This is a genomic window from Mucilaginibacter sp. SJ (assembly GCF_028993635.1).
GTDB lineage: Bacteria > Bacteroidota > Bacteroidia > Sphingobacteriales > Sphingobacteriaceae > Mucilaginibacter.
In genome coordinates, this window is the sequence record NZ_CP118631.1 from 1,995,112 (window position 1) to 2,017,852 (window position 22,741).

A 22,741-nucleotide genomic window follows, 5' to 3' on the forward strand; every position below is an offset into this window, starting at 1 on the left:
GCGTCTCCATCAAATAAAAATGAATTAATTCAACATAGATAAGAATTATGAAACGCATTAAAAATTATTCGGTAACAGCGCTGGTGCTTTCAGTCGCGTTGTTTATGGCGTGCTTAAATTCATGCAAAAAGAACGACGGGTACGTTAAAGAGGTTTCGACCGATATGAGCAAGCCTGCCGTGGTTACCAACATAAAAGTTAAAAACTTCAACGGCGGTGCTTATATCACCTATGATCTGCCAAACTCCGATAACTTGCTATATGTGCAGGCTGAGTATCGTATCAACGATAAAACCACGCGTCAAACCAAATCAAGTTATTATTCGGATACAGTTACTGTTGACGGTTTTGCAAAAAGCCAGGAGTACGAGGTAACGCTTTATTCGGTAAGCCGGGCTAACGTGAAATCAGATCCGCTGGTAGTTAAAGTGCATCCTGATACTCCCTTTTACAAGCTCATCAAACCAACATTAACTATCACATCTGATTTTGGCGGTGTAAATATCAAAGCCATGAACCCCGATCAAAAGGATATTGGCGTAATTTTATTGGCCTTTGATAAATCAACCCAGGCATTAGAGGTTGTTGATCAGCATTATACCAAGGTTGATACCATTAATTACTCTATAAGAGGCTATCCGGCAGTATCACAAAAATTTGGTGTATATGTAACTGATAAATTTGGCAATATCTCTGATACTACCATTGTAAACATCACCCCGATATTTGAAACGATACTTGATAAGAGCAAGTTTTCGGTATACAAAACCCCTACCGATAGCCCTACAGCTTATGGCTGGGAAGTGCCTTACCTATGGGATAACAAAACTGATGGATACTCAAATGGCTGGCACACAGCCCCCGGAGCACCGGCGCCAATACAGGTTACCTTTAGTCTTGGCGTATCGGCACAATTAAGCCGTTTTGTTTTATGGGAAAGGCCCGATCAATATGCTTATGCACATGGTAACCCTAAAGATTTCAGTATCTGGGGATCAAACGTAAATGCTCCGCAGGATGTAAGACTGCCTGATTATGCCCCTGTAGGAACAATAGTAGGCGATTGGGTTAATATCGGCAACTACCATTATCCTAACCCGCCATCGGGCCTTACACCGGGCTTTACCAATGCTGCCGACGCTGCTTTTGTTGCCGCGGGAGTAAACTTTAATATCCCGCCGGGTTCAACGCCTATTAAATACGTCCGCTTTATGGTGCATGACACATGGTCAAACGGTGACTTTGCCCACATGATGGAACTTTCAATTTATGGTAACCCACAATAGGTATTAACTCATTTAGATTAAACGAACATGAAAAATATTGTCAGAATAACTGCTTTCTGTTTGCTTGGATACCTGTTGTACGGTTGCAGCAAGCAAGACACACAGTTTGAATCATACTTAAACGGTCATGAAGTTAAATATCCGGGCACAGTGGCCAACGCACACTCGCGTCCCGGAAACCTGCGCGCGGCCCTTACCTGGAACCCCAGTACAGACCCCAGCATAACGCGCTACGTAGTGTACTGGAATAATAAAGCCGATTCAATAATTTACAATTCTACCAACCACAATCCGTCGGATAGTTTAACGGTTGTTGTACCAAACCTTAACGAGTATATTTATTCGTTCACCGTTTTCTCGTACGATGCAAAAGGCAACCGTTCTATTCCGCTTGATATCAATAACGTCAGGGTTTACGGGCCAATTTATCAGTCGGGCCTTTCAAACAGGGGTTATGATGTTACCAATCCATACGGCATAAGTGCCGATGGCAAGCTTACCCTTAATTTTTTAAAGGAAGACACCAGTACGCACAACGTATTTACTAATATAAAATACACCAACAAAGCCGGTAAGGAAAGCTTTGGGAAACTTAGTGCCGATAGCATGTCGGTTACCCTGGCAGATTATAAGGCAGATACCAAGATCCAGTTCCTCTCGGCCTTTAAACCAACGGTAAATGCCCTCGACACTTTTTATGTAGCTAATTATGAGGATTTCCCAACCATTAATTCTGTTGCTGTTTGTGATAAAAAACTATTCAAAAAGGTTTATTTAGCCAATGACGCCAAACCTTATGAAGGAGATACCGACATTGACAGGCTTTGGGATGGCAGTACAGGGCCGCAGGGCTTCCCTAACATTTTCCATAGTGACGGAAATGGCCCGTTGCCGGTAGTGATCACCTTTGATATGGGAGCTGTTTACAAAGGCCTTGTAGCCATTGAGGAAACAGGCCGTAACTGCTGCCACAACCCCGATGATTTTGAAGTATGGGGCATTGCGGATATTACCAATGCTGCTACTACCCTGAAAGCTAATGATGCTGGCTGGACTGCCGAAGCTATTTCCAAAGGCTGGAAACTGCTTAAAGAGATTAAAAGGACCGACGACGGCAGCGCGCCATTAAAGGTAAACTTTGATCCTAATCCTCCGGCGGTACGTTACATCCGCATCAGGATCAAACACAATTCGAACAACGAGGGTAACTACACCAATATGAGCGAGCTTACCTTCTGGAATAACGCACTACTATAATAACACCCCAATGACCGGGCTGACTTGCAGCCTGGTCATATTTTAAAAAGCATAAAGACGAAGACCTCTATAATGTTCACCCCAAAAATTCAGCAATGAAAAAACCGGCAATTATTCTCCTGTACCTGTTTTCTATAATCAAACTCAGCTTTGCTCAGCAGGCTGTTACAGTGAAAACACCCAAAGCGGTTTTGGACGATTTCATGACCAAACGCTTCGGCATGTTTATACACTTCGGACCGGTAACCTTACGCGGTACCGAAATTGGCTGGAGCCGCAACAAAGAAGTAGCGCAGGATGACTATGATAACCTGTACAAAGAGTTTAACCCGGTTTTATTTAATGCTGATGCTATTGTAAAAGCGGCCAAAGATGCAGGCATGAAATACCTGGTGATCATCGCCAAACACCATGACGGCTTTGCTTTGTGGCCATCCGCTTTTACTGATTATAACATCAGCAAAACACCATATAAACGCGATATGGTGGCCGAACTGGCAGCAGCCTGCAAAAAGCAGGGCATACTTTTTTGTATCTACCATACTGTGCTCGATTGGCACGACCCTAACTATCCTATCCACAACCCTTACGATTCGACAAAGAACGTTAAGGGCGATATGATAGCTTTTAAAACGCAAATGAAGAATGAGTTGAAAGAACTCATCACCAAATACCACCCCTACCTGCTTTGGTTTGATGGCTACTGGGAAAAACCGTGGACCAATGCCGATGGGCAGGAAATTTACAAATTCATCAAAAGTGTTGATCCAAACGTTATCGTGAACAACCGCTTAGGCAAAGAAAGCGAAAAGCTGAACGATCAATCAGTAGGTGATTATCTCACCCCTGAGCAGCGCATCGGTCAGCTGAATATGAATGAGCCATGGGAAAGCTGTATCACCATTTGCCAGCAATGGGCGTGGAAACCTAATGATAAAATGAAAACCGTGCAGGAATGTATCCAAACGCTGGTAAAAACGGCTGCCGGTAATGGTAACCTGCTGTTTAACGTAGGCCCAATGCCCGATGGCCGCATTGAAGCACGCCAGGTTGAAACACTTCAGCAAATGGGCGTTTGGCTCAAAAAATACGGGGAAAGCATTTATGACACTAAAGGCGGCCCCATTGCCCCTAATGATAACTATGCTGTTACACGCAAGGGAAACAAGATGTATTTACATATATTTCAGAAAAAAGGTGATAAAATTGCACTGCCTAACCTGCCGGGTGTTAACATAACTAACGCCTATTTGCTGGGAGGAGCCAAAGTAAATTATAAACCGAATGCCTCAGGCTATATCATTGATTTGCCGCAAATCTTACCCGATGCAAACAGCAATGTTATAGTATTGGAACTGAACAAAAACGCCGAAGATATCCCTGTAATTACCGCAGGTAAATAAAATAAAAACAGAAAACCTAATTAACATAAACATGCTAAAAAGAACGCCCCTGCTAATAACTGTAATGATAACAGGTATTACAACGTTTACTCACGCACAAACAAAACAATTAAAACTTTGGTACAAACAACCTGCGCAGCGCTGGGAAGAAACCGTTGCCCTTGGTAACGGCCGCCTGGGGATGATGCCCGATGGCGGTGTTACTGCCGAAAAAGTAGTATTGAATGATATCACCATGTGGTCGGGCTCATCGCAGGATGCTAATAACTACGAAGCCTATAAAAAACTGCCCGAAATAAGAAGCTTGCTTGCCGCTGGCAAAAACGTAGAAGCACAGGCTATAATCGATAAGTCGTTCGTTTGTACCGGCAAAGGATCGGGCGGTGTGCCTTTCGGTTGCTTCCAGATGCTGGGCGACTTGAACCTGAACTACCAATACAAAGGAATTGATGATAAAGATGTAAAATACGATAACTATGAGCGCGAGCTTTCATTAAATAATGCCCTTGCTAAAACCACCTACCAGGTAAATGGCGTTACCTACAAGCGCGAATACTTTACCAGTTTTGGTAATGATGTTGATGTAATAAAACTAAGCGCCAGCAAGCCGGGCATGCTTAATTTGAGCATAAATATCAGTCGTCCAGAACGTGGTGTTACCAGTACAGAGGGTAATGAGCTTGATCTTACCGGTCAGTTAGATAATGGTACTGATGGCAAAGGTGTAGCTTACAAAGCGAGGGTAAAAGCGCAACTAACCGGCGGCTCATTAAGCACCACCCCTACTTCGCTGGTTATTAAGGATGCAACTGAGGTGATCATTTATGTGTCGGCAGGTACAGATTTTAAGAATCCGCAATATCTCAGCAAAATGGACGACGCGTTGAAGGCTGCTATGAAAAAGCCTTATACCGCAGAAAAACAGCAGCATATAGCCAACTTCCAAAAGTTATTTAACAGGGTGGACGTTGATCTTGGCACTTCGGAAGCTGAAAAACTAACAACCGATCAAAGGCTTATCGCTTTTCGTAACAACCCTGACGCCGATAAAAGTCTGCCGGCTCTGTTTTACCAGTTTGGTCGCTATCTAAGCATTTGTAGCACCCGTGTAGGCCTGTTGCCACCAAACCTGCAAGGCTTATGGGCTAATGAGGTACATACCCCTTGGAACGGCGATTATCACCTGGATATTAACATTGAAATGAACCAATGGCCGGTTGAAGTTTCTAACCTGTCAGAACTTAACCTGCCCCTTGCCGACCTGGTTAAAGGCATGGTACCACATGGCGAAAAAACGGCTAAAGCCTATTACAACGCCGATGGCTGGGTAGCACACGTAATTACCAACCCCTGGGGCTTTACTGAGCCAGGTGAAAGCGCCTCATGGGGTATTTGTAAAGTTGGTTCGGGCTGGCTATGCGACAACCTGTGGCAGCACTATGATTTCACCGGAGACAAAAACTACCTGAAACAAATTTACCCGATATTGAAAGGCGCAGCGCAATTCTACAACAGTATGCTGATCAGCGATGCTAAAACAGGCTGGTTGGTTACCTCGCCTTCATCATCGCCCGAAAACAGTTTTTACCTGCCCGATGGCACACACGCCAGCATCTGCGTAGGCCCCACTATCGATAACCAGATCATCCGCGAGTTGTTTAACAACGTGATAACTGCAAGCAAAGTATTGGGCAAAGACGAGGCATTCAGCAAAACACTGGCTGCTAAAGTGAAAAAGCTCCCGCCCCCCGGTGTTATATCTAAGGATGGGCGCATCCAGGAATGGCTGGAGGATTATAAAGAAACCGAACCGCAGCATCGCCACGTATCACACCTGTATGGTTTATTTCCGGCATCTCAGATTACACCAGAAGCTACACCCGCACTTGCCGAAGCCGCTAAAAAAACATTGGAAGTACGTGGCGACGACGGCCCAAGCTGGTCTATCGCCTACAAAATATTGTGGTGGGCACGTTTGCATGACGGGAACCGCACTTACAAACTGTTTAAGGAACTGATGAAGCCAACCATCAAAACCGATATTAACTACGGTGCAGGTGGCGGCGTATATCCTAATTTGCTATCAGCCGGTCCACCGTTCCAGATTGACGGCAACTTTGGTGCAACAGCCGGTATTGCCGAAATGCTGATCCAGAGCCATGCCGGGTTTATTGATTTTATTCCTTCTATCCCTGATGCATGGAAAGCACAGGGCGAGGTTAAAGGCCTTAAGGCCCGCGGTAATTTCACAGTTGATATGAAATGGAAAGACGGTAAAGTAACCTCTTATAAAGTAACCTCACCTACTCCACGTACGGTTAAAGTGAAAATTAATGGCAAGGTCAAAAGCATAATGGCCGTTAAAGCTTAAAAACATCTTATAAGCAAATAAGGTACCCTGAAAGAGGTGCCTTATTTATAACAAATTGACAATAACCTAAAATTCATGCAAAAATTTCTTAATCGTTTTATAATTGCTGTGCAATTGTCCGGCTTGCTTTGCGTTTGGCAGCCGGCAATTGTTTCGGCATCAACCCGAATAATTACTATCCAGCTAACCCCGAAAGGGAATATATCGTTTTCATACGGTACCTCTGGCACTATCAATTATGGCACTATCAATTATGATCAAAAAACCGGCACTTTTTCTGTTATCGAAAATGGAAAAACTGTACTTGGTAATTGCTATAGCAAAGCCGGCATCAACGGAAAACTTATTACTTCAACAGCGTACGAGAACGTTGCTTATACTAAAGCCTTAATAACCGATGGTTTTGGCAAAGGCGTAAAACATACTTTCACCCTAAGCGGCAATAATTTGCCAAACATGATGCAGGTGTTTTATACTTATCCATCGCACAAAGGCTATTTTTTTGTCGAACTTTATGTTGGGGGCAAAAACCTGAAAACAAATTACATGGAGCCGATAGCCGGTAATATGTCAGCAATACCCGGCGACACCCGTTCGGTATTTGTGCCTTTTGATAATGATACCTTCATTAGCTATGATTCCAAAGCGTTTAAAGCACCACTCACCAATACCAGTGCCGAAGTAGGGACAGTTTTTGATAACGATAGCCGCAAAGGCCTGGTGTTTGGATCTGTTGAGCATGAAACCTGGAAAACAGGCGTGCGTACCGTTGCCAAAAAAGATAGCGCCAACACCTTTGAAATATGGGGTGGTTACATCGAGGAAGCTGTAAACCGCGATAAAATTGCCCATGGTTACATCAGCGGCAATACCGTTAAATCGCCTAAGGTATTAGTGGGCTGGTTTGCCGACTGGCGCAATGGTATGGAAGAGTTTGGTAAAGCCAACCGCATTGCCGAACCACCTTACATTTTTAACTGGACAAAACCTACCCCTGTTGGTTGGAACAGCTGGGGCGTTATGCAGGAAAAACTCAACTACGATAAAGCTATTAAAGTAGCCAACTTTTTTGCCGATAGCATCCCTGCATTTCGCAACGGCAATACCGCGTTTATTGATCTCGATTCGTTTTGGGATAACATGATCAGCGGTGGCTGGGAAGGTGACTTTGGCAAGCTGAAATCATTTGCCGACTACTGTAAATCAAAAGGCTTACAACCTGGTGTGTATTGGGCCCCATTTACCGACTGGGGCTGGAAAGGTGGCCCGGACCGCAAAGTTTTAGGCAGTAACTATACCTATGGCGAAACATGGACAAAAGTTGCCGACAGCTATCACGACATCGACGGTGCCCGTGCAACCGATCCAACCCATCCGGGTACCTTGCAACATATCGACTATGTAATTGGCAAACTAAAAGCCTGTGGTTTTAAAATGATCAAGATTGACTTTTTAGGTCATGCGGCAGCCGAATCAAGCCATTTTTATGATCCCAAAATCACCACCGGTATGCAGGCTTATAAAAAGGGCATGGAACACCTGATTGATCAGTTGGGTGATCAGATGCTGGTTTATGCAGCCATCTCCCCCAGCCTCGCAACCGGGCGTTACGCGCATATGAGGCGCATTGCATGCGATGCTTTTAAAACTGTAAAAGATACCCGCTATACCCTCAACAGCGTAAATTACGGCTGGTGGCAAACTTACCTGTATAATTACATTGATGCCGACCATGTTGTACTTTCAACCGAAAGCGAGGACGCAAACAGGGCAAGGATGCTCTCGGCAGTTGTTACCGGCACGTTCATAACCGGTGATGATTTTTCGACACATGGGCAATGGAGTGACAGAGCAAAAGCTATGTACCAGAATCCTGAGATTTTGAAAATTGTCCAAAATGGAAAAGCTTTCTGGCCGGTTGAAGGTAACACCGAAACAGGTACAGCCGAACAGTTTACGCAAAAAATTGGCAACAGCATTTATCTGGCCCTGTTTAATTATGGTGAAACTGATAAAGTTTATACTATCGACCCGAAAAGGATTGGTATGGAGGCCGGAAAAGCAGCAAATGCGAAATCGTTACTGCAAGGCACTAACGTAAACCCAAAAAGCGTTTTGTTAAAAGCAGGAGATGCTGAATTATTAAAATTTGAATTGAATTAATAAACACTGCAAAGGCGCCGGCAACAGATTCCCCTTTAATCGCCGGGCGCCTTTTGAGGGGATGAAACCCTGTATCGTTTTAACTGTTCAATTTAACCGATTTTGCCCGTTTGCATGCAAGCGGGCATTTTGATTTTTTGGCGTTCATGCAGCATTTGTTTTTGTGTTTAACGCCCGCAATGTTAGTCTTTTCTATCTGGAGCGACGTAAAAAACAATCCGCCGGTAACGGCCAGTATGGTAAAAAATTTCATAGCAGTAGGTTTTAACTTAAGAGACGATGTTTTTTTGCGAATGTTACAGTTAATTAGCCAAATGTTGATTTTCGCATATTTTTTTAACAGGACCATCATTCAATGTCATTTTTATGTTCTCCTCATCCTCCTACCCTCAAATCGAGTAGGAAGTAAGGGAGTGAAATTCTCCCTTACCGTCCGCTCACACCACCGTACGTACCGGTCTGGTATACGGCGGTTTGTCAGAATATAGATAACTGGTGTTTAGTTTTCCAAAAGTATCTGTTCTCGAACCCTGTGTATCCTAAGTTATTAAAGTACAGATTGTTAAGCGTGGTTTGCAGTATGGGGCTGTGGGCTACCCGACAGTATCCCTTACTGCTATTTCCCCACTCATAAGCTTTCCTTTTCTTAACGCCCAGCTTTATTAGCCGCTTCACCCTTGCTTTTGGTAGCTTCCATTGTTTCCATTGGCATATCCGTAAACGGGTTCGTACCAGTTCATCCAACATTCGCATCTGCGATTTTGCCGTGGCTATCCAAAAATAATTTATCCAGCCCATGATGACCGTCTCCAATTCTCTTATCTTTTCGGCTATTGGGTTCGGGTGCTTCCGCTCCGTATGCCGGCGAATCTTACCTTGAATCCGTTTTACCGTCAGATTCGATAGCCGTATCTCCCATTTTCCTTTGCTGCGATAGAAAGAGAAGCCTAAAAGCGTGCTTTTCGCCGGGGCGCTGACTTTCGTCTTTGTCCTGTTCACTTTTAGCTTAAGCTCCTTTTCTACGTACCGGATAATACTGCCTTCTACCCTATGAGCTGATTTCCAGTTCTTAAGGTAGATGCTGCAATCGTCGGCGTACCTCACAAAGCTGTGCCCGCGCCGTATAAGTTCTCTGTCCAGTTCATCTAACATAATGTTGGAAAGTAGAGGGCTAAGCGGTGAACCCTGTGGGGTGCCTTCCAATCGGACGCTTGAAACCCCGCCTTCCATAATACCGCTGCGCAGATAGCTGCCGATCAACGCAAGGATGCGTTTATCTTTTACCTTTCTTGATAGCGATCCCATGAGTTTGTCGTGGTTGACACGGTCGAAGAACTTTTCCAAGTCCAACTCTACTATCCTTGTTTTACCTTCATTGAGGTACTCCTGGGCCTGCATGACCGCCTGACGGGCGTTCTTGCCTGGCCTGAAACCGTAACTTGTTTTGGAAAACTCCGGTTCGTATTGCGGACTTAGCCATTGACTGATGGCTTGTTGAAGGAGCCTGTCGATTACGGTTGGTATGCCTAACATCCGGCGACCGCCTGTGGGCTTGGGGATTTCTACTTTCCGTACCGGGCTTGGTTGATAACTGCCCTCTAAAATACTTGTTTTGAGCGGACGCCAGTGCTCGTTCAGGTAGTCGCGAAGTTCATCGGTCTGCATACCGTCAACCCCACCAGCGCCTTTATTGCTCATTACCTGTTTCAGCGCTTTGCTGATGTTCCTGTAATCAAGTATTTCTTCGAGCATACTTCTTTTAAAAAAAAAACATTTGTTTCCGGCTTACAGCCGCCTTGTTCGCATGTCGCACCTCAACTCCTCCTGCACTTTACTTTCGGCTTCCGGCCTATCCTCCTGCAGGCAGTTCGCTTATGGGGTTCCGTTGTTAGCGGTGACGACACAGAGCCATCAGCGTCTTGGCCAATTCTAACATGCAGTCCTTCATCCTTTTGTGAGACCTCTCCGCTTTGCGGAGCTCGTTTCGGAACTAATATGACGTTTGCTGACTTCTGCGCTTTACGAACTCGTCGTTACGCAGACCTCCCAGGGTAAGTGTGTCCGCTTTCCGTTCATGTAGCCTCTGCATTTACGTTATAGTATCCTGTACAGTGTCGGGCTTTTGCTTCTTTTGCAGCATCACCCATACTATCCCGCCTGATATGCAGTTTCTGTTCGTAGGCTCGAACTTTTGCCGCTGGCTTCCTTCAGATTTGTGTTCACACACTTTCTCCTTGCCTTAAGCTAAGACTTCCCACTGTAATGCGTCTTCGGGACTTGCACCCTATAGATGACACACGTGCCTGGCACACAAACAAAAAGTCAGTGACCTCGCGTTACTGACTTTTTCATTAACTATTAACTGACCAAATATCCTTAACAAAAAACTATCTGGTACTGCAAACATAGTGTGTTAAGTACGTGCTACATGTGTGAAAAGCACCATCTTGGCACGCAAAAAACATTTTCATATCATGCTGATTGCCTGTATTTTAATGGCGTTATTTTATAATGCGTACGGAACAGCCTGATAAATGAACTTGGGCATTCAAAACCCACCATGCCAACTACTTCATTTACAGGATAACGGGTATCCTTTAACAACATTAATGACCGTTTTAAACGCAATTGAATTAAAAACTGGTGCGGCGTTAAACCAAAGGCCTGCTTAAATGTACGCAACAGATGGTTAACCGAAAGACAGGCATGTTCAGCAAGGTCTTCAAGGCTAATATTCTGATTATAATTACTGTACAAGTACTCCTTAGCCAGGTTAAGGCGGCGCAGGATCTCAACCCTGGTTCCCTGGTTTAAAAAATCGAGCTTTTCGGCTTTTTTGCAAATCTCATCATTATAAATATGAAAATAATTAATCAGCGTATGGTGCAGGTATTCGTTGATCAGCATTTCATCCTGCATCCCATTATCCAGGTGTTGTTTCAGGTGACATACATTGTACTTAATATCACCAGTAAACGGATATATAGTTTCATTAAACTCGGGCTGTATTTTGCCGTTACCATAGCCTTTAGTTAACAAAGTGTCATTGTCGAAGGTCCAGCAATCTTTAAAATCCTGCAAAAACTGCTGATCAAAATTGATGGCGAATGATTGTACCTGCTGGCCCAGATCGGTATCGGTTGAATATTGTGTACCCCTGTTCAGGATCAGGAACGAATCGGGATATATGGACAAATGCCTGCGGCCAATATCATAACGTTCATTACCGCTTAAAACAAAGCGAAGGCTTAAATCTGAAGTATACTGCGGCCCCTGCCTCTGGCCGCCGGTGCGACTTACAATCTTGTTGTTGTTGCGTAATACTTTTGAATAGTCCATTGTGATATGATTTTATTGTTCGTTATAATTTCTTTCTTCCAGTAACATAAATTTGTTGCCCGCCGGATCCAAAAATTCGGCTGCCAGTCCGGCTGGTAAATATGCAGGCGATTTGCAAAAAAATACGCCAGCCGTACGGAGCACATAGTAATCGTTCAAACAGTCGGCAGTGTTAATGATAATATTACTCTTATCACTGTTGCTGTCGTTATTAGTTACAAGCAACGCCACATTTAATTTATCCGACTGGATCACCGTGCTTTCCCTGCCCTCGTAAAATGTCATTGTACCTGTTATTTTGAAACCTAATTTTTGAGTATAAAAATCAATTTGCCCCTCAAAGTCGGCTGTATACACAGGTATATATTTCAATTTCATTTTACAGTAGCTATTAACGGAAACCAGATTGTAATGATGGAAACCAACCTGTTGGCCAGGGGCAGCAAACAGGATAATTTTTGAAGCGGGTTTACAGTAGCCGGTCAGTTAAAACTACTTAACATATCAAAGGTACTTTACCTGAAGGGGGATAGTATCCCCCTATTTGGGGGATTTGTGAATTAGTAGGGCTGGATTTTCAAAGCGATCCGTGATGACACGGATCGGGGAAGGAAAATAATTATTCATCCCTGCGTTCGTGTCCCCACGAACGCCTCTAAGCCTATATCAGCTTATTCTGCCTTGCCAGCTTTATAGCATCAGCGCGGGAATTTACATCAAGCTTTAGGTAGATATTCTTGATATGGCTACGTACTGTTTCCAGGTCGATGAACAATTCATTGGCAATCTGACCACGGCTTTTGCCTTCGCCTATCAACTCCAGGATCTGGGTTTCCCGCTTGGATAAGGGCGATTCCTGGTTTTTCTGGAACGAGCGGATCACCAGCCGCGCAATGTTGATACTCATAGGGCCGCCGCCTTCCCTTACCTCTTTTATCGATTCGATGATCTTAGTTGATGGGGTGTTTTTTGTAAGATATCCCGATGCGCCGTTGGCCAGCGCGTTAAAAATCTGCTTTTCAGATTCGTAAACAGTTAAAATGAGGATATAGCAGTTGGGCAACAGCTTTTTTAATTTAGGGATAGCATCAATGCCATTAACGCCAGGCAGCTCAATATCCAGCAATATCACATCGGGTTTATCCGCAGCTATTTTTTTTACAGCCTCATCATATGAACAGTAGGTACTGATGACATCATAGCCCTCGGTAGCACCAATTAAAAAGGCATAGCCATCGCGCAGGGTTTCATCGTCCTCTATAATACTTACCTTAATGTTACGGGCCATGTTTAATTACTTAGCTGATTTTTACCAAATTTTAATGTTACTGACGTGCCCTTACCTGCTTCCGAATTAATGAGCAGTGATGCATTGATCCGTTTTGCGCGGGCATTAATATTGTTGATCCCCCGGCCGCGATGGGCCGCATCGCTATCAAACCCCTTCCCATCATCGGTAACCCGGAGTGCTATCGCGTTTTTATCGCTTTGATCAAGTTCAAAAACTACCTGCCCGGCATCGGCATGTTTAAGGATGTTATTTAACAGCTCCTTAAATATCATGGTGATGTTACGGCTGTATTCCATAGGCAGTTTTACCAGCTGGATATCTTCATCAACGGCCGCAAATTCAAAATCAACCGGTACATCATGAAAAACCTCTATTCCTATCTCGCGGATGTGGTTCAGGGTTTCATACAGGTTATCGCTTTTAGGGTCGAGCGCCCACAGGATATCCTTTGTACCGTTGTATAGTGATGCCGCGTTTTGCTTGATCTGATCCACGATTCCGCGCTGATCCGCCTGCTCTCTATCTATTTTGGCATTTAGTATTTCTGATAAGACGGTGATCCGGGTTAATTTGTTACCCAGATCGTCATGAAAATCTTCGGCTGTTTGCTGGCGGATCTTTAACTTCTCTTCCCGCTTCATGGCTTCAATTGCCTTTTGACGTTTTATTTTACGCTGATGCACTAAATTCTGCACCCCGAAACCCAGCAGAACTAAAAATATAATGGCTAATAACCTGAATGTAAAAGTTTGATAAAAAGGCGGAATGATCACAAAACTAAAACTGGCCATCTTCGGCGATACCTGCCCGTCGGGGCTTATGGCTTTTACCCTGAAGGTATACGTACCGGGCGGCAGCGAAGGATAATTGACCACGTTGTTTCGCATGGGCGAGCTAAAAGCACTATCCAGCCCAACCAGCTTATACTGGTAAGATACCGCGTCGGGATTTTTGAGATAAACACCAAGAAAAGATATCGATAAATGATTTTGATTATGTTTAAGCTCGGCCCAGTCATCAAGGTCAATTGAAGAGCGTTTTTCGCCATCCTCCTTCATCAATTGTACCGATTTGATGAACACATGCGGCGGTGGCGAGGGAACCATTTTTGTCATGGTATTATACACCATAACGGCCTTGGTGGTACTGATCCAAACCTCGTGTCCGCGGTGCATAATAGCATTTTGGTTGGCCTCTACCACCGGTTCTTTTGAGCCTATGTTATCAATTACCCAAAAAGTTTTCTTTGCAGGGTCGTATTGCATCCGGTTAATTCCCCTACCGGTGCCCATCCAAAGGCGGCCGCGTTCGTCAGCAGCAAGGCTGTAAATACTATTTGCTTTGAGCCCGTCATCAACATTATAAATATTAACCGCCCCGGTTGTCATATCCCATGTGTATAAACCGCTATCATCTGTACCTACGAGCAGCAGGTCCCGGTACCGGATCATGCTATAAATTGCCGTTGACGGGAACGATTTAAGTTTAAACCCCGAAATTATCTTTTTATTTACAGCCAGCATAACCCCATTTTGGGTGCCAATGAAAACAGAATCACGCCCCAAACTAATCATTGAGGCCGTATAAGGGGGGATGCCTTCCAATTGTTTCAATTCGCCGTTTTGATAATAGAAACAGCCCGTTGACGTGCCCAGCCATATAGTGCCACTATCATCGGCAGTAATAAAATTACAGGCAAAAGATGAACTGTTTTTTACCTGTCTGAAACCATTTTTATCATACTGCCATAAACCGGTTTGCCCGGTACCAATCCAAACAGTGCCGTTCTTATCAGTATACAAACTCTGCACCCCCTTTAAATACGGCGAACCGGTTGGCACAGGCACTTCGCTGGTTTTTTTTCCGTCATATCGCAAAAGACCGGCTCCATCTATCCCCATTAAAACATTATTGTTCCAGTCTTCAGTCACCGACATTACTATTTTTGATTCGGGAATACCCTGTGTACGGTCAAAAATGGTATATCTGTCGCCTTCGCAGCGGTAAAGGCCATTGCCAAGACTGCCCAGCCACAGGTTTTTATCTGCATCAAAATAAATATCAGGGATAGAGTTATCGGTAAGTCCGTTTGATGAGTTATAGTGGATCACACCATCACCCATAATACAATAGGCTCCGTTATCGGTACCCAGCCAAATATTGGCATCAGCGTCCTGTTCAATGCACAATAACTGACCTTTTATTTTTCCGGTAATATTTTTTATATCCAGTGGTTTAGCCATACCATTCCTGGCACATAACAAACCCGAGCGGGTTAGAAGATAAGTTTTGCTTTTATCAAAACGGTCGAAAAAAATCCTTTTGATAATTTGCTCACGATATTGGGAATCAATATCAATTACATGTTCCCATTTTTGTCCTTTAAGACGATAAATACCTTTTTTGTAAACAGACACGTATAACCAACCTGCGCTATTAACAGCCAAACTGGTGATAAAAACATCAGGGTCATCACTAATAGGAACATGCTGCATCTTGTCATTTTTCACCCTGAACAGCATCCCTGCAGCTGTAACCCAAATAGTTCCCTCTCCATCCTGGGTTATATTGCCCACAAAAGAGCGTTTAACCGGTATATCCGGTTTATACTTTATAATCCGGCCATTATAAAGCCTTGCAAGCCCGTTCATGGTACCAAACCAGGTACAGCCCCCTCTATCCGAAAAAATGGTTGCAACGTAATTATCAGGTAAACCGGTTAAGCGGGTATATGCGGTAAAATCTTTTCCATCAAAACGGCAGGCCCCGCCAAAGGTACCTACCCAAAGGCGATGGTCGGTATCCATGGATAGCTTGTTTATTTGCGATTGGATGAGCCCATCCTCAATATCATAGTGCGCAAAAATGTATTTCTGTGCATGGGCCCGGTCTGTAAACAACAGCATACCTGCCAGGGAACACAAAAGCAGAAAAACGGGAAAACGCGATAGCTTATTCAATTAAAAACGTAAATTAAATTACCTGTATGGGGGTACAATTAAAAAGTTAAATTAAAGCTAATTAAAATAAAAAAAATCACCCCAATAGGGTGATTAATTATTGTCGGTTAAGGACGTAAAATTTAGTTTTTGGCTACCACAGAATTATCGTTGTTTAAAGGTGCTTTTATATCCTCAAACATTTTACAAACCTGGGTAATTTTCCAGTCCTGTCGGTCATTTTTCTCGATGATCAGGTAATCATGCTGTGTGCAGTTTTCATAATTAAAATCTACCCTCGCAATCACCATGGCATCGCTTTTGGCAAGCACTTCGTAACCCGACTGGCAATTTTGCTGGGTACCGGCATCCTTTTTCATCATGCTTACCAGGTCGTCTTTTTCCTGTACAAGTACCTTTTCGCCGCGGGGCAACTTTAGTACGGAATTATCGCTCATTATTGACTTTAATTTTTTAAAGTTGGAGGTCATGTGGCTGTCAATAAAATCGCGGATCACGCTGGCATATCCTGTTTCGGCGGCCGTACGGCCGTACATGGTGCTGGCAGATAATAACCCTACTATGCATGCCAATAAAAATTTATTTTTCATTTGTGATATTTTTTTGATCAAATGTGGGCAGGCTTTGATCAAAAAAATATGCCTATCACACCTAAGCAATGCAACCGTACCCGGCCATACAGCAAGCTGGTGTCTTTCGCTTATAAAGGTTATTTTTTGCACTTTTTTGAGCAGATCTGCAATTAATCTGAAAATCTGTGCAGATAATTCTTTAATTATCAATAAACCATAGCAGAACCTGCCTTGTAGATTTAAATCTGTACGAAAATATTTTTATTTTTGAGAGCATCTTTCACCGAATAAAACTACGCCATACCTTGGAACCTACTGAAAACTTTTTCCGAAGCATTATTGAGGCCTCGCCTTTTCCGGTGTATATGTGTATGGGCCCGGATAAGCTCATTGCCATAGCCAATGATGCTACCTTGAAAGCATGGGGAAAAGATAAGTCGATAATTGGGAAACCATTTGACGAGGCGCTGCCCGACCTTCTCGGCCAGCCGTTCAGCAGCCTGATCAGCGAAGTATACCGTACCGGCGAAACTTACTATGGCAACAATGCACCTGCCGAATTTACAATTAACGGCAAACGGCAAATCAATTATTACAAGTTTACCTACCAGGCTGTACGTAACTCGCGCGGTAAAATAGTTGGCGTTATTTGTTTCTCGACCGATGTTACCGAAATTGAACACGCCCGGCAAGCCATGGAAGAGAGCAGGCATACTTTGTATAATATGGTGAGGCAGGCTCCCGTAGGCATTTGCATTATAAACAGTGATAACCTGGTAATTGAAGTAGTTAATGACTCGTATCTTGAGCTGGTAGGCCGTAAACGTGCAGAAATGGAAAACCGGGGCGTTTGGGAAGCCATCCCCGAAACGGCCGAATTGTATGCCCCTGTAATGGATAATGTTATTGAAACAGGGCAACCGATTACCGCCAAAGAGCATAAACTGCTGCTTGTACGCAATGGCGTACCCGAAATGGTATTTATTGATTTTGTTTATGAACCTGTTAAAGGTTTTGATGGCGAGATAAGCGCCATTATGGTAATTGCAATTGATGTAACTGAAAAAGTTTTTGCACGCCGCAAAATTGAGGAAGCCGAAGAAAGGGCCAGGCTGGCCGTTGAAGCTGCCGAAATAGGCACCTTTGATCTTGACCTGGTTACCGACGAGATACTTACATCTGAAAGGTTTAACATTATTTTTGGAGTTGGCCGTGATGCGCCCCGCGATTTATTTTTGAAAGCACTGCATCCCGATGACCTTGAACTACGCAATAATGCTCATAAAACCGCGCTTATTACCGGAAAACTTTTTTATGAGGCAAGAATTATCTGGCCAAACGGCTCTTTACGCTGGGTCAGGGCGCAAGGAAAAGTTTATTATGGCTCAATAAACAAACCGCTGCGTATACTGGGTACCTTGCTTGATATTACCGAATTTAAACACCTGCAACAACAAAAAGACGATTTTATAAGCGTTGCCAGTCACGAACTTAAAACACCGATGACATCGATCAAGGCTTCCATGCAATTGCTGGACAGATTGATCAAGGTTGACCCTTCATCTGATAAGATCCCCCAGTTTATTAACCGCGGCAACAGCAGTCTGAATAAAATGCAGCAACTGGTTGATAGCTTACTTAACGTTTCAAAAATTACCGCCGGGCAGCTTGCACTTCATAAAACACGTTTTTTGGCAGCCCAAATGATCAATGAATGCTGCGACCACGTGAGGCTTGCAGGTACACATGAACTTGAACTTACAGGCGACACCGATCTGGAACTATACGCCGACAGGCAACGGATAGACCAGGTTGTTGTTAATTTTGTAAACAATGCGGTTAAATATGCACCCGACAGCAACCGGATTGTCATCAATATCAGTAAACAGGACAATATGGCCAAAATATCGGTACAGGATTTTGGCAGGGGAATCCCGCCTGAAAACATTCCGCATTTATTTGAACGCTACTACCGGGTTGATACCTCGGGTATTCAATACTCAGGGCTTGGACTGGGCTTGTATATCAGCGCGGAGATCATTGAGCTTCACGGCGGCAAAATGGGCGTTGAAAGCGAAGTGGATAAAGGCAGTACCTTTTGGTTTACGATACCATTAAATTGAAATATATAAAAGCTAAAAGCAAAATGCCCAAAGCCAAAGGCTAATAAAGACAGTAAGCCTTACAAATTTATTAGCTCAGCTTTATCCACTTGCAACATACGGATTATAGCAGATTTCCCAGCAATTTCCTTCAGGATCGGCAATAAAACCGGCATAACCGCCCCAGAAAGTTTCGGCCGGATGCTTCAGGATTTGTACTTTTGCCTGCCTCAATTGGGCTATTTTGGCATCAACATCAGCTTTTGAAGCCAGATTTATAGTAATATAAAAACGATTGCTCCCGGCATTATTGCTTATATTGGTGTATGCTGCAAAAAGCAACTCATCGCACAGGGTAAGCATCAAATTATCAAGCTTTAACATTATTACCTTTTCGTTTTCGGCAAGGATGTGCCATCCGAACTTCCCGGTATAAAATGCCTTGACCTGGTCAAGATCTTTAACTGCAAGAGTAATGGCGGTTACGTGGGCCTGCATAGCATTTTTTATTGGATCCTACCCATCCACGAGATCAGGGTCCGTGGCTGATTTTATTTCATGCGTAAATTTAATTGTCAGTTAATACAGCCGGGGTAAATTTAGCTAACCAAATATATAAACATGCAGATCAATTATTTTACAGTAGGCATTGTAATAACCCTGTTAATAACATTAATAGTATGGATAGTAAAAACCGACCGCAAAGACGAGAAAAACTTTGAACAACAAATTATTGACCGGGAACTTAAACCAAGGGAACACCCCAAACCGCAAAAAGCCGACAAAGCCATGTGATCGGGTAAAACCCGCTATCAACTCACGTAGTTTCACGTATCATATTATGCGGTCCTTTTTTTAAATTTAACAACCCAACCTAATATCCATCTCATGGAAGCAGATAAAACTTCAGATCAGCAAGTATTTTATGTAGGACTTTGTATGGCCGGCGCCGTATCTGCCGGGGCTTACACAGCAGGCGTTATTGATTACCTGCTCCAGGCATTGGCCGAATGGGAAAAGCACCGCAATGAGCCAGGCGTACCATCGCACAGGGTGCAGATCCCGGTAATGGGCGGCGCGTCGGCAGGCGGTATGACCAGTATCATGGCCGCATCCTCCCTTAACAACCCGATAACTCATATCGACAAGCCATCGGGAGATCTTTTAGCCGAGCATCCCGAAAACAAGCTCTACCACTCCTGGGTTGACCTTGTGCAGGCTGATATGTTCACAAAAATGCTGGATACCAGCGACATCAAAAGCTCGGGTGTAATATCGGCACTTAATTCTGATTTTATTAATGATGTTGCCAAACGCGTAGTTGCTGCCGATCCAAAACAATGGCAGCCGCTGCCCGCTTATATTAAACCCGGTTTAAAGATCTTTACCACGCTTACAAACCTGCAGGGCTACGCCTACAATGTTCCGTTTAATTCGTCATCGCCGCAGCGTACCAAATATAACATGCGCATCCATAATGATTACGCATGCTTTGAACTTACAGAAAACGCCATTGCCGGGCATAATAACGGATGGATGCCGCTTGACCTGAAAAATAATATTAATACGGATATAGCCGCCGACGCTGCAATGGCCACCGGCGCCTTTCCGGTTGGATTGCAATCAAGGATAGTTAAACGCGCTGCCCAATATGTTAACAATAACCCATGGTTAAGCAATTACTTAACCAATACTCCAATTGATGCAGGCGGCTACCAAACCCTGAATGTCGACGGTGGTATGATCAACAATGAGCCGTTCGATAAAGTACGAAGTGTTTTAGACGATCTTACCGGTCAGCCCAGCGTTGATTATAACAACTTTAACAAGTTTGTTTCAACCGTACTGATGATCGAACCCTTCCCTACCCAACCGCCAAAACCAATTTCGCAATCACGGGCTATATCAAATGTGATAGGCTTAACGCTGTCATCTATGCTATCGCAAATGCGCTCAAAGGCTATTAATATTAAAGATGCGATGGACGAAGATTGCGCGGGCCAGTACCTGATTACACCATCACGAAGGGTAGATACGCCAGATGGTAAATCGACAGATTTAACTGGCGAACAAGCTATAGCCTGCGGCGCATTAAGTGGGTTTAGCGGATTTTTAAATAAAGAATTCAGGGTGCATGATTTCTTTTTAGGCCGGCACAATTGTAAGATCTTTTTGCGCGATTACTTTACCATACCAGCCAAAACGCTTACCACTAACCCTATTTTTAAAGATGGCTATGCTAATGCCGATCTGGCCAGATTTAAATCAACCCAAAACGATAGCTATCAGATCATCCCGGTATTTGAACAAAATATCAAATTCCCCGATATTAAATTCAGTTCAGGCACCAACTGGCCTACGCTTAAAGAAAAAGATATCGACAGGTTTAGCAACGGCTTGAAAGATCGCATCCAAACCATTATGCTTAATGTGGCAGACCTGGGCTGGCTTACCAAAAGCTTATTATGGATAGGCGCTAAAGTGATCCTGAACCGCATGGTAACCAACAAAATAATGGTGGTGATCAAAGAAGAACTTAAAACATGGAAACTGCTGCCGTAGTGATCTGAAAAATTTAGACTTACGAAGTTTCTTAAAACTTCGTAAGTCTTCAATGGCTTTTATACCGCCTTAAATACCACTATTCCGTTATGCCCGCCAAAGCCAAAAGTATTGCTCATAGCTACTTTTACTTTATGGTTAATGGCATCATTTAATACAAATTTCAAATTGTCGGGAATGGCTGGATCCAGGGTTATAGTATTGATTGTTGGTGGTATCACCTGGTTTTCAATTGATTTTATGGCTGCGATAGCTTCAATAGCTCCGGCGGCTCCCAACAGGTGGCCGGTCATGGATTTGGTTGAACCTATAATAGTATCTGTTGCTTTGCCTTTGGTAACCGCAAGCAGGGCATTAATTTCTGAAAGATCGCCAACCGGCGTTGATGTAGCATGCATGTTCAGGTAATCTACATCCTCAATGCTTAAACCCGATTCTGCAAGTGCCTGCTGCATGGCACGGGCAGCACCTAATCCTTCCGGATGAGTGGCTGTCATGTGGTATGCATCAGCAGTCATCGAAGCCCCGGTTACCTCTGCGTAAATATGAGCACCACGGGCAACTGCATGATCATAATCTTCAAGTACCAAGGCACCGGCGCCTTCGCCCATAACAAAACCATCACGATCAATATCAAATGGCCTTGAAGCGTGTTGCGGATCATTATTACGAGCCGACATCGCTTTCATTGAGCTAAAACCGCCAATAGATGCCGGTGTAATAGGTGCTTCAGAACCACCTGTAACAATGATCTTAGCTTTGCCTAAACGGATGTAATTAAAGGCATCCATAATAGCTGTATTTGATGTAGCACAGGCCGAAACCGTAGTGTAGTTAATCCCCATAAAACCGTTACGGATAGAGATCATGCCCGAAGCCATATTAGAAATGAACTTAGGTACAAAGAACGGGCTAAACCTGGGCTGTCCGTTACCCCTGGCATATTCTGTTACCTGCTCCTCAAAAGTTTCCATACCGCCTTGTCCGCTGCCCCAGATAATACCAACATCAAAGGGGTCCATTTTGCTCAGATCAAAACCCGAATCTTTGATAGCTTCGTCGGCTGCAACAAGCGCATACTGGGTGAAGGTATCGGTACGTTTTAATTCTGCTTTATCCAGGTGATCTGTGATATTGAAATCCTTCAGTTCGCAGGCAAATTGCGTACGGAATAATGATGCATCAAAACGGGTGATGGTTGCAGCGCCGCTTTTACCGGCAATTAAATTTTGCCAATAAGTTTTTACATTATTTCCAAGCGGTGTTAAAGCGCCCAGACCTGTTATAACTACTCTGTTTAACATGATGGTTTTATTAAAATCGGCGCAAAGATATAACAATATACCAAATGGTATTTTGATAATTCAACGTGAACAGGTTTTACACGCTGAAAATTACCGCGTTATGGCATGACCAAAAGTTAAAATAGTTCAAA

The 22,741-nt window shown here is 43.8% G+C and carries 17 protein-coding genes; 8 read left to right on the plus strand and 9 right to left on the minus strand.

Features of this window, described 5'->3' with window-relative positions:
- The first annotated feature begins 47 nt into the window (after positions 1–47).
- From MusilaSJ_RS07905 to MusilaSJ_RS07925, 5 genes are all read left to right on the plus strand, one after another.
- Positions 48–1,286: a DUF5000 domain-containing lipoprotein gene (locus MusilaSJ_RS07905; RefSeq protein ID WP_274989460.1), complete on the plus strand. Its 1,239-nt coding sequence runs from the start codon at positions 48–50 to the stop codon at positions 1,284–1,286.
- Positions 1,287–1,313: 27 nt separating this feature from the next.
- Positions 1,314–2,543 (plus strand): DUF4998 domain-containing protein, encoded by a 1,230-nt coding sequence (locus MusilaSJ_RS07910; protein WP_274989461.1) that lies wholly within the window; start codon positions 1,314–1,316, stop codon positions 2,541–2,543.
- A gap of 95 nt (positions 2,544–2,638) precedes the next feature.
- Positions 2,639–3,946, plus strand: coding sequence for an alpha-L-fucosidase (locus MusilaSJ_RS07915; RefSeq protein WP_274989462.1), 1,308 nt, complete (start codon positions 2,639–2,641; stop codon positions 3,944–3,946).
- A gap of 31 nt (positions 3,947–3,977) precedes the next feature.
- Positions 3,978–6,317 carry a glycoside hydrolase family 95 protein gene (locus tag MusilaSJ_RS07920; protein ID WP_274989463.1) on the plus strand — a complete coding sequence of 780 codons (2,340 nt, stop codon included), beginning with the start codon at positions 3,978–3,980 and terminating at the stop codon, positions 6,315–6,317.
- Between the two features lie 75 nt (positions 6,318–6,392).
- Positions 6,393–8,480: an alpha-amylase family protein gene (locus MusilaSJ_RS07925; protein ID WP_274989464.1), complete on the plus strand. Its 2,088-nt coding sequence runs from the start codon at positions 6,393–6,395 to the stop codon at positions 8,478–8,480.
- 79 nt (positions 8,481–8,559) lie between these two features.
- On the opposite strand, the gene MusilaSJ_RS07930 is transcribed toward MusilaSJ_RS07925, so the two are convergent.
- The 7 genes from MusilaSJ_RS07930 to MusilaSJ_RS07960 all read right to left on the minus strand — a co-directional run bounded on the left by MusilaSJ_RS07930 (position 8,560) and on the right by MusilaSJ_RS07960 (position 16,660).
- Positions 8,560–8,733, minus strand: a complete 174-nt coding sequence (locus MusilaSJ_RS07930; RefSeq protein ID WP_167516190.1) for a hypothetical protein — start codon at positions 8,731–8,733, stop codon at positions 8,560–8,562.
- 224 nt (positions 8,734–8,957) lie between these two features.
- Entirely contained in the window at positions 8,958–10,232 is a 1,275-nt protein-coding gene (ltrA, locus tag MusilaSJ_RS07935; RefSeq protein WP_274985539.1) for a group II intron reverse transcriptase/maturase, read from the minus strand.
- Positions 10,233–10,952: 720 nt separating this feature from the next.
- Positions 10,953–11,819 (minus strand): helix-turn-helix transcriptional regulator, encoded by an 867-nt coding sequence (locus tag MusilaSJ_RS07940; RefSeq protein WP_274989465.1) that lies wholly within the window; start codon positions 11,817–11,819, stop codon positions 10,953–10,955.
- Between the two features lie 12 nt (positions 11,820–11,831).
- On the minus strand, positions 11,832–12,197 hold the full coding sequence (locus MusilaSJ_RS07945) for a VOC family protein (RefSeq protein ID WP_274989466.1): 366 nt from the start codon (positions 12,195–12,197) through the stop codon (positions 11,832–11,834).
- 283 nt (positions 12,198–12,480) lie between these two features.
- Positions 12,481–13,107, minus strand: a complete 627-nt coding sequence (locus MusilaSJ_RS07950) for a response regulator transcription factor (RefSeq protein WP_274989467.1) — start codon at positions 13,105–13,107, stop codon at positions 12,481–12,483.
- A 2-nt stretch (positions 13,108–13,109) separates the two neighbouring features.
- Positions 13,110–16,070, minus strand: a complete 2,961-nt coding sequence (locus MusilaSJ_RS07955; protein ID WP_274989468.1) for a ligand-binding sensor domain-containing protein — start codon at positions 16,068–16,070, stop codon at positions 13,110–13,112.
- 122 nt (positions 16,071–16,192) lie between these two features.
- Positions 16,193–16,660, minus strand: coding sequence for a nuclear transport factor 2 family protein (locus MusilaSJ_RS07960; RefSeq protein WP_274989469.1), 468 nt, complete (start codon positions 16,658–16,660; stop codon positions 16,193–16,195).
- A 287-nt stretch (positions 16,661–16,947) separates the two neighbouring features.
- On the opposite strand from MusilaSJ_RS07960, the gene MusilaSJ_RS07965 reads away from it, so the two are divergent.
- Entirely contained in the window at positions 16,948–18,765 is a 1,818-nt protein-coding gene (locus MusilaSJ_RS07965) for a PAS domain-containing sensor histidine kinase (RefSeq protein ID WP_274989470.1), read from the plus strand.
- Positions 18,766–18,846: 81 nt separating this feature from the next.
- On the opposite strand, the gene MusilaSJ_RS07970 is transcribed toward MusilaSJ_RS07965, so the two are convergent.
- Positions 18,847–19,242: a VOC family protein gene (locus tag MusilaSJ_RS07970; RefSeq protein ID WP_274989471.1), complete on the minus strand. Its 396-nt coding sequence runs from the start codon at positions 19,240–19,242 to the stop codon at positions 18,847–18,849.
- A gap of 123 nt (positions 19,243–19,365) precedes the next feature.
- Here MusilaSJ_RS07970 and MusilaSJ_RS07975 point away from each other — a divergent pair, with 123 nt between their 5' ends.
- Positions 19,366–19,539 (plus strand): hypothetical protein, encoded by a 174-nt coding sequence (locus tag MusilaSJ_RS07975; protein WP_167516191.1) that lies wholly within the window; start codon positions 19,366–19,368, stop codon positions 19,537–19,539.
- Between the two features lie 93 nt (positions 19,540–19,632).
- Complete coding sequence (locus MusilaSJ_RS07980) at positions 19,633–21,306, plus strand: patatin-like phospholipase family protein (RefSeq protein ID WP_274989472.1); 1,674 nt, start codon at positions 19,633–19,635, stop codon at positions 21,304–21,306.
- A 59-nt stretch (positions 21,307–21,365) separates the two neighbouring features.
- On the opposite strand, the gene fabF is transcribed toward MusilaSJ_RS07980, so the two are convergent.
- Entirely contained in the window at positions 21,366–22,610 is a 1,245-nt protein-coding gene (gene fabF, locus MusilaSJ_RS07985; protein WP_274989473.1) for a beta-ketoacyl-ACP synthase II, read from the minus strand.
- Positions 22,611–22,741: the final 131 nt, after the last annotated feature.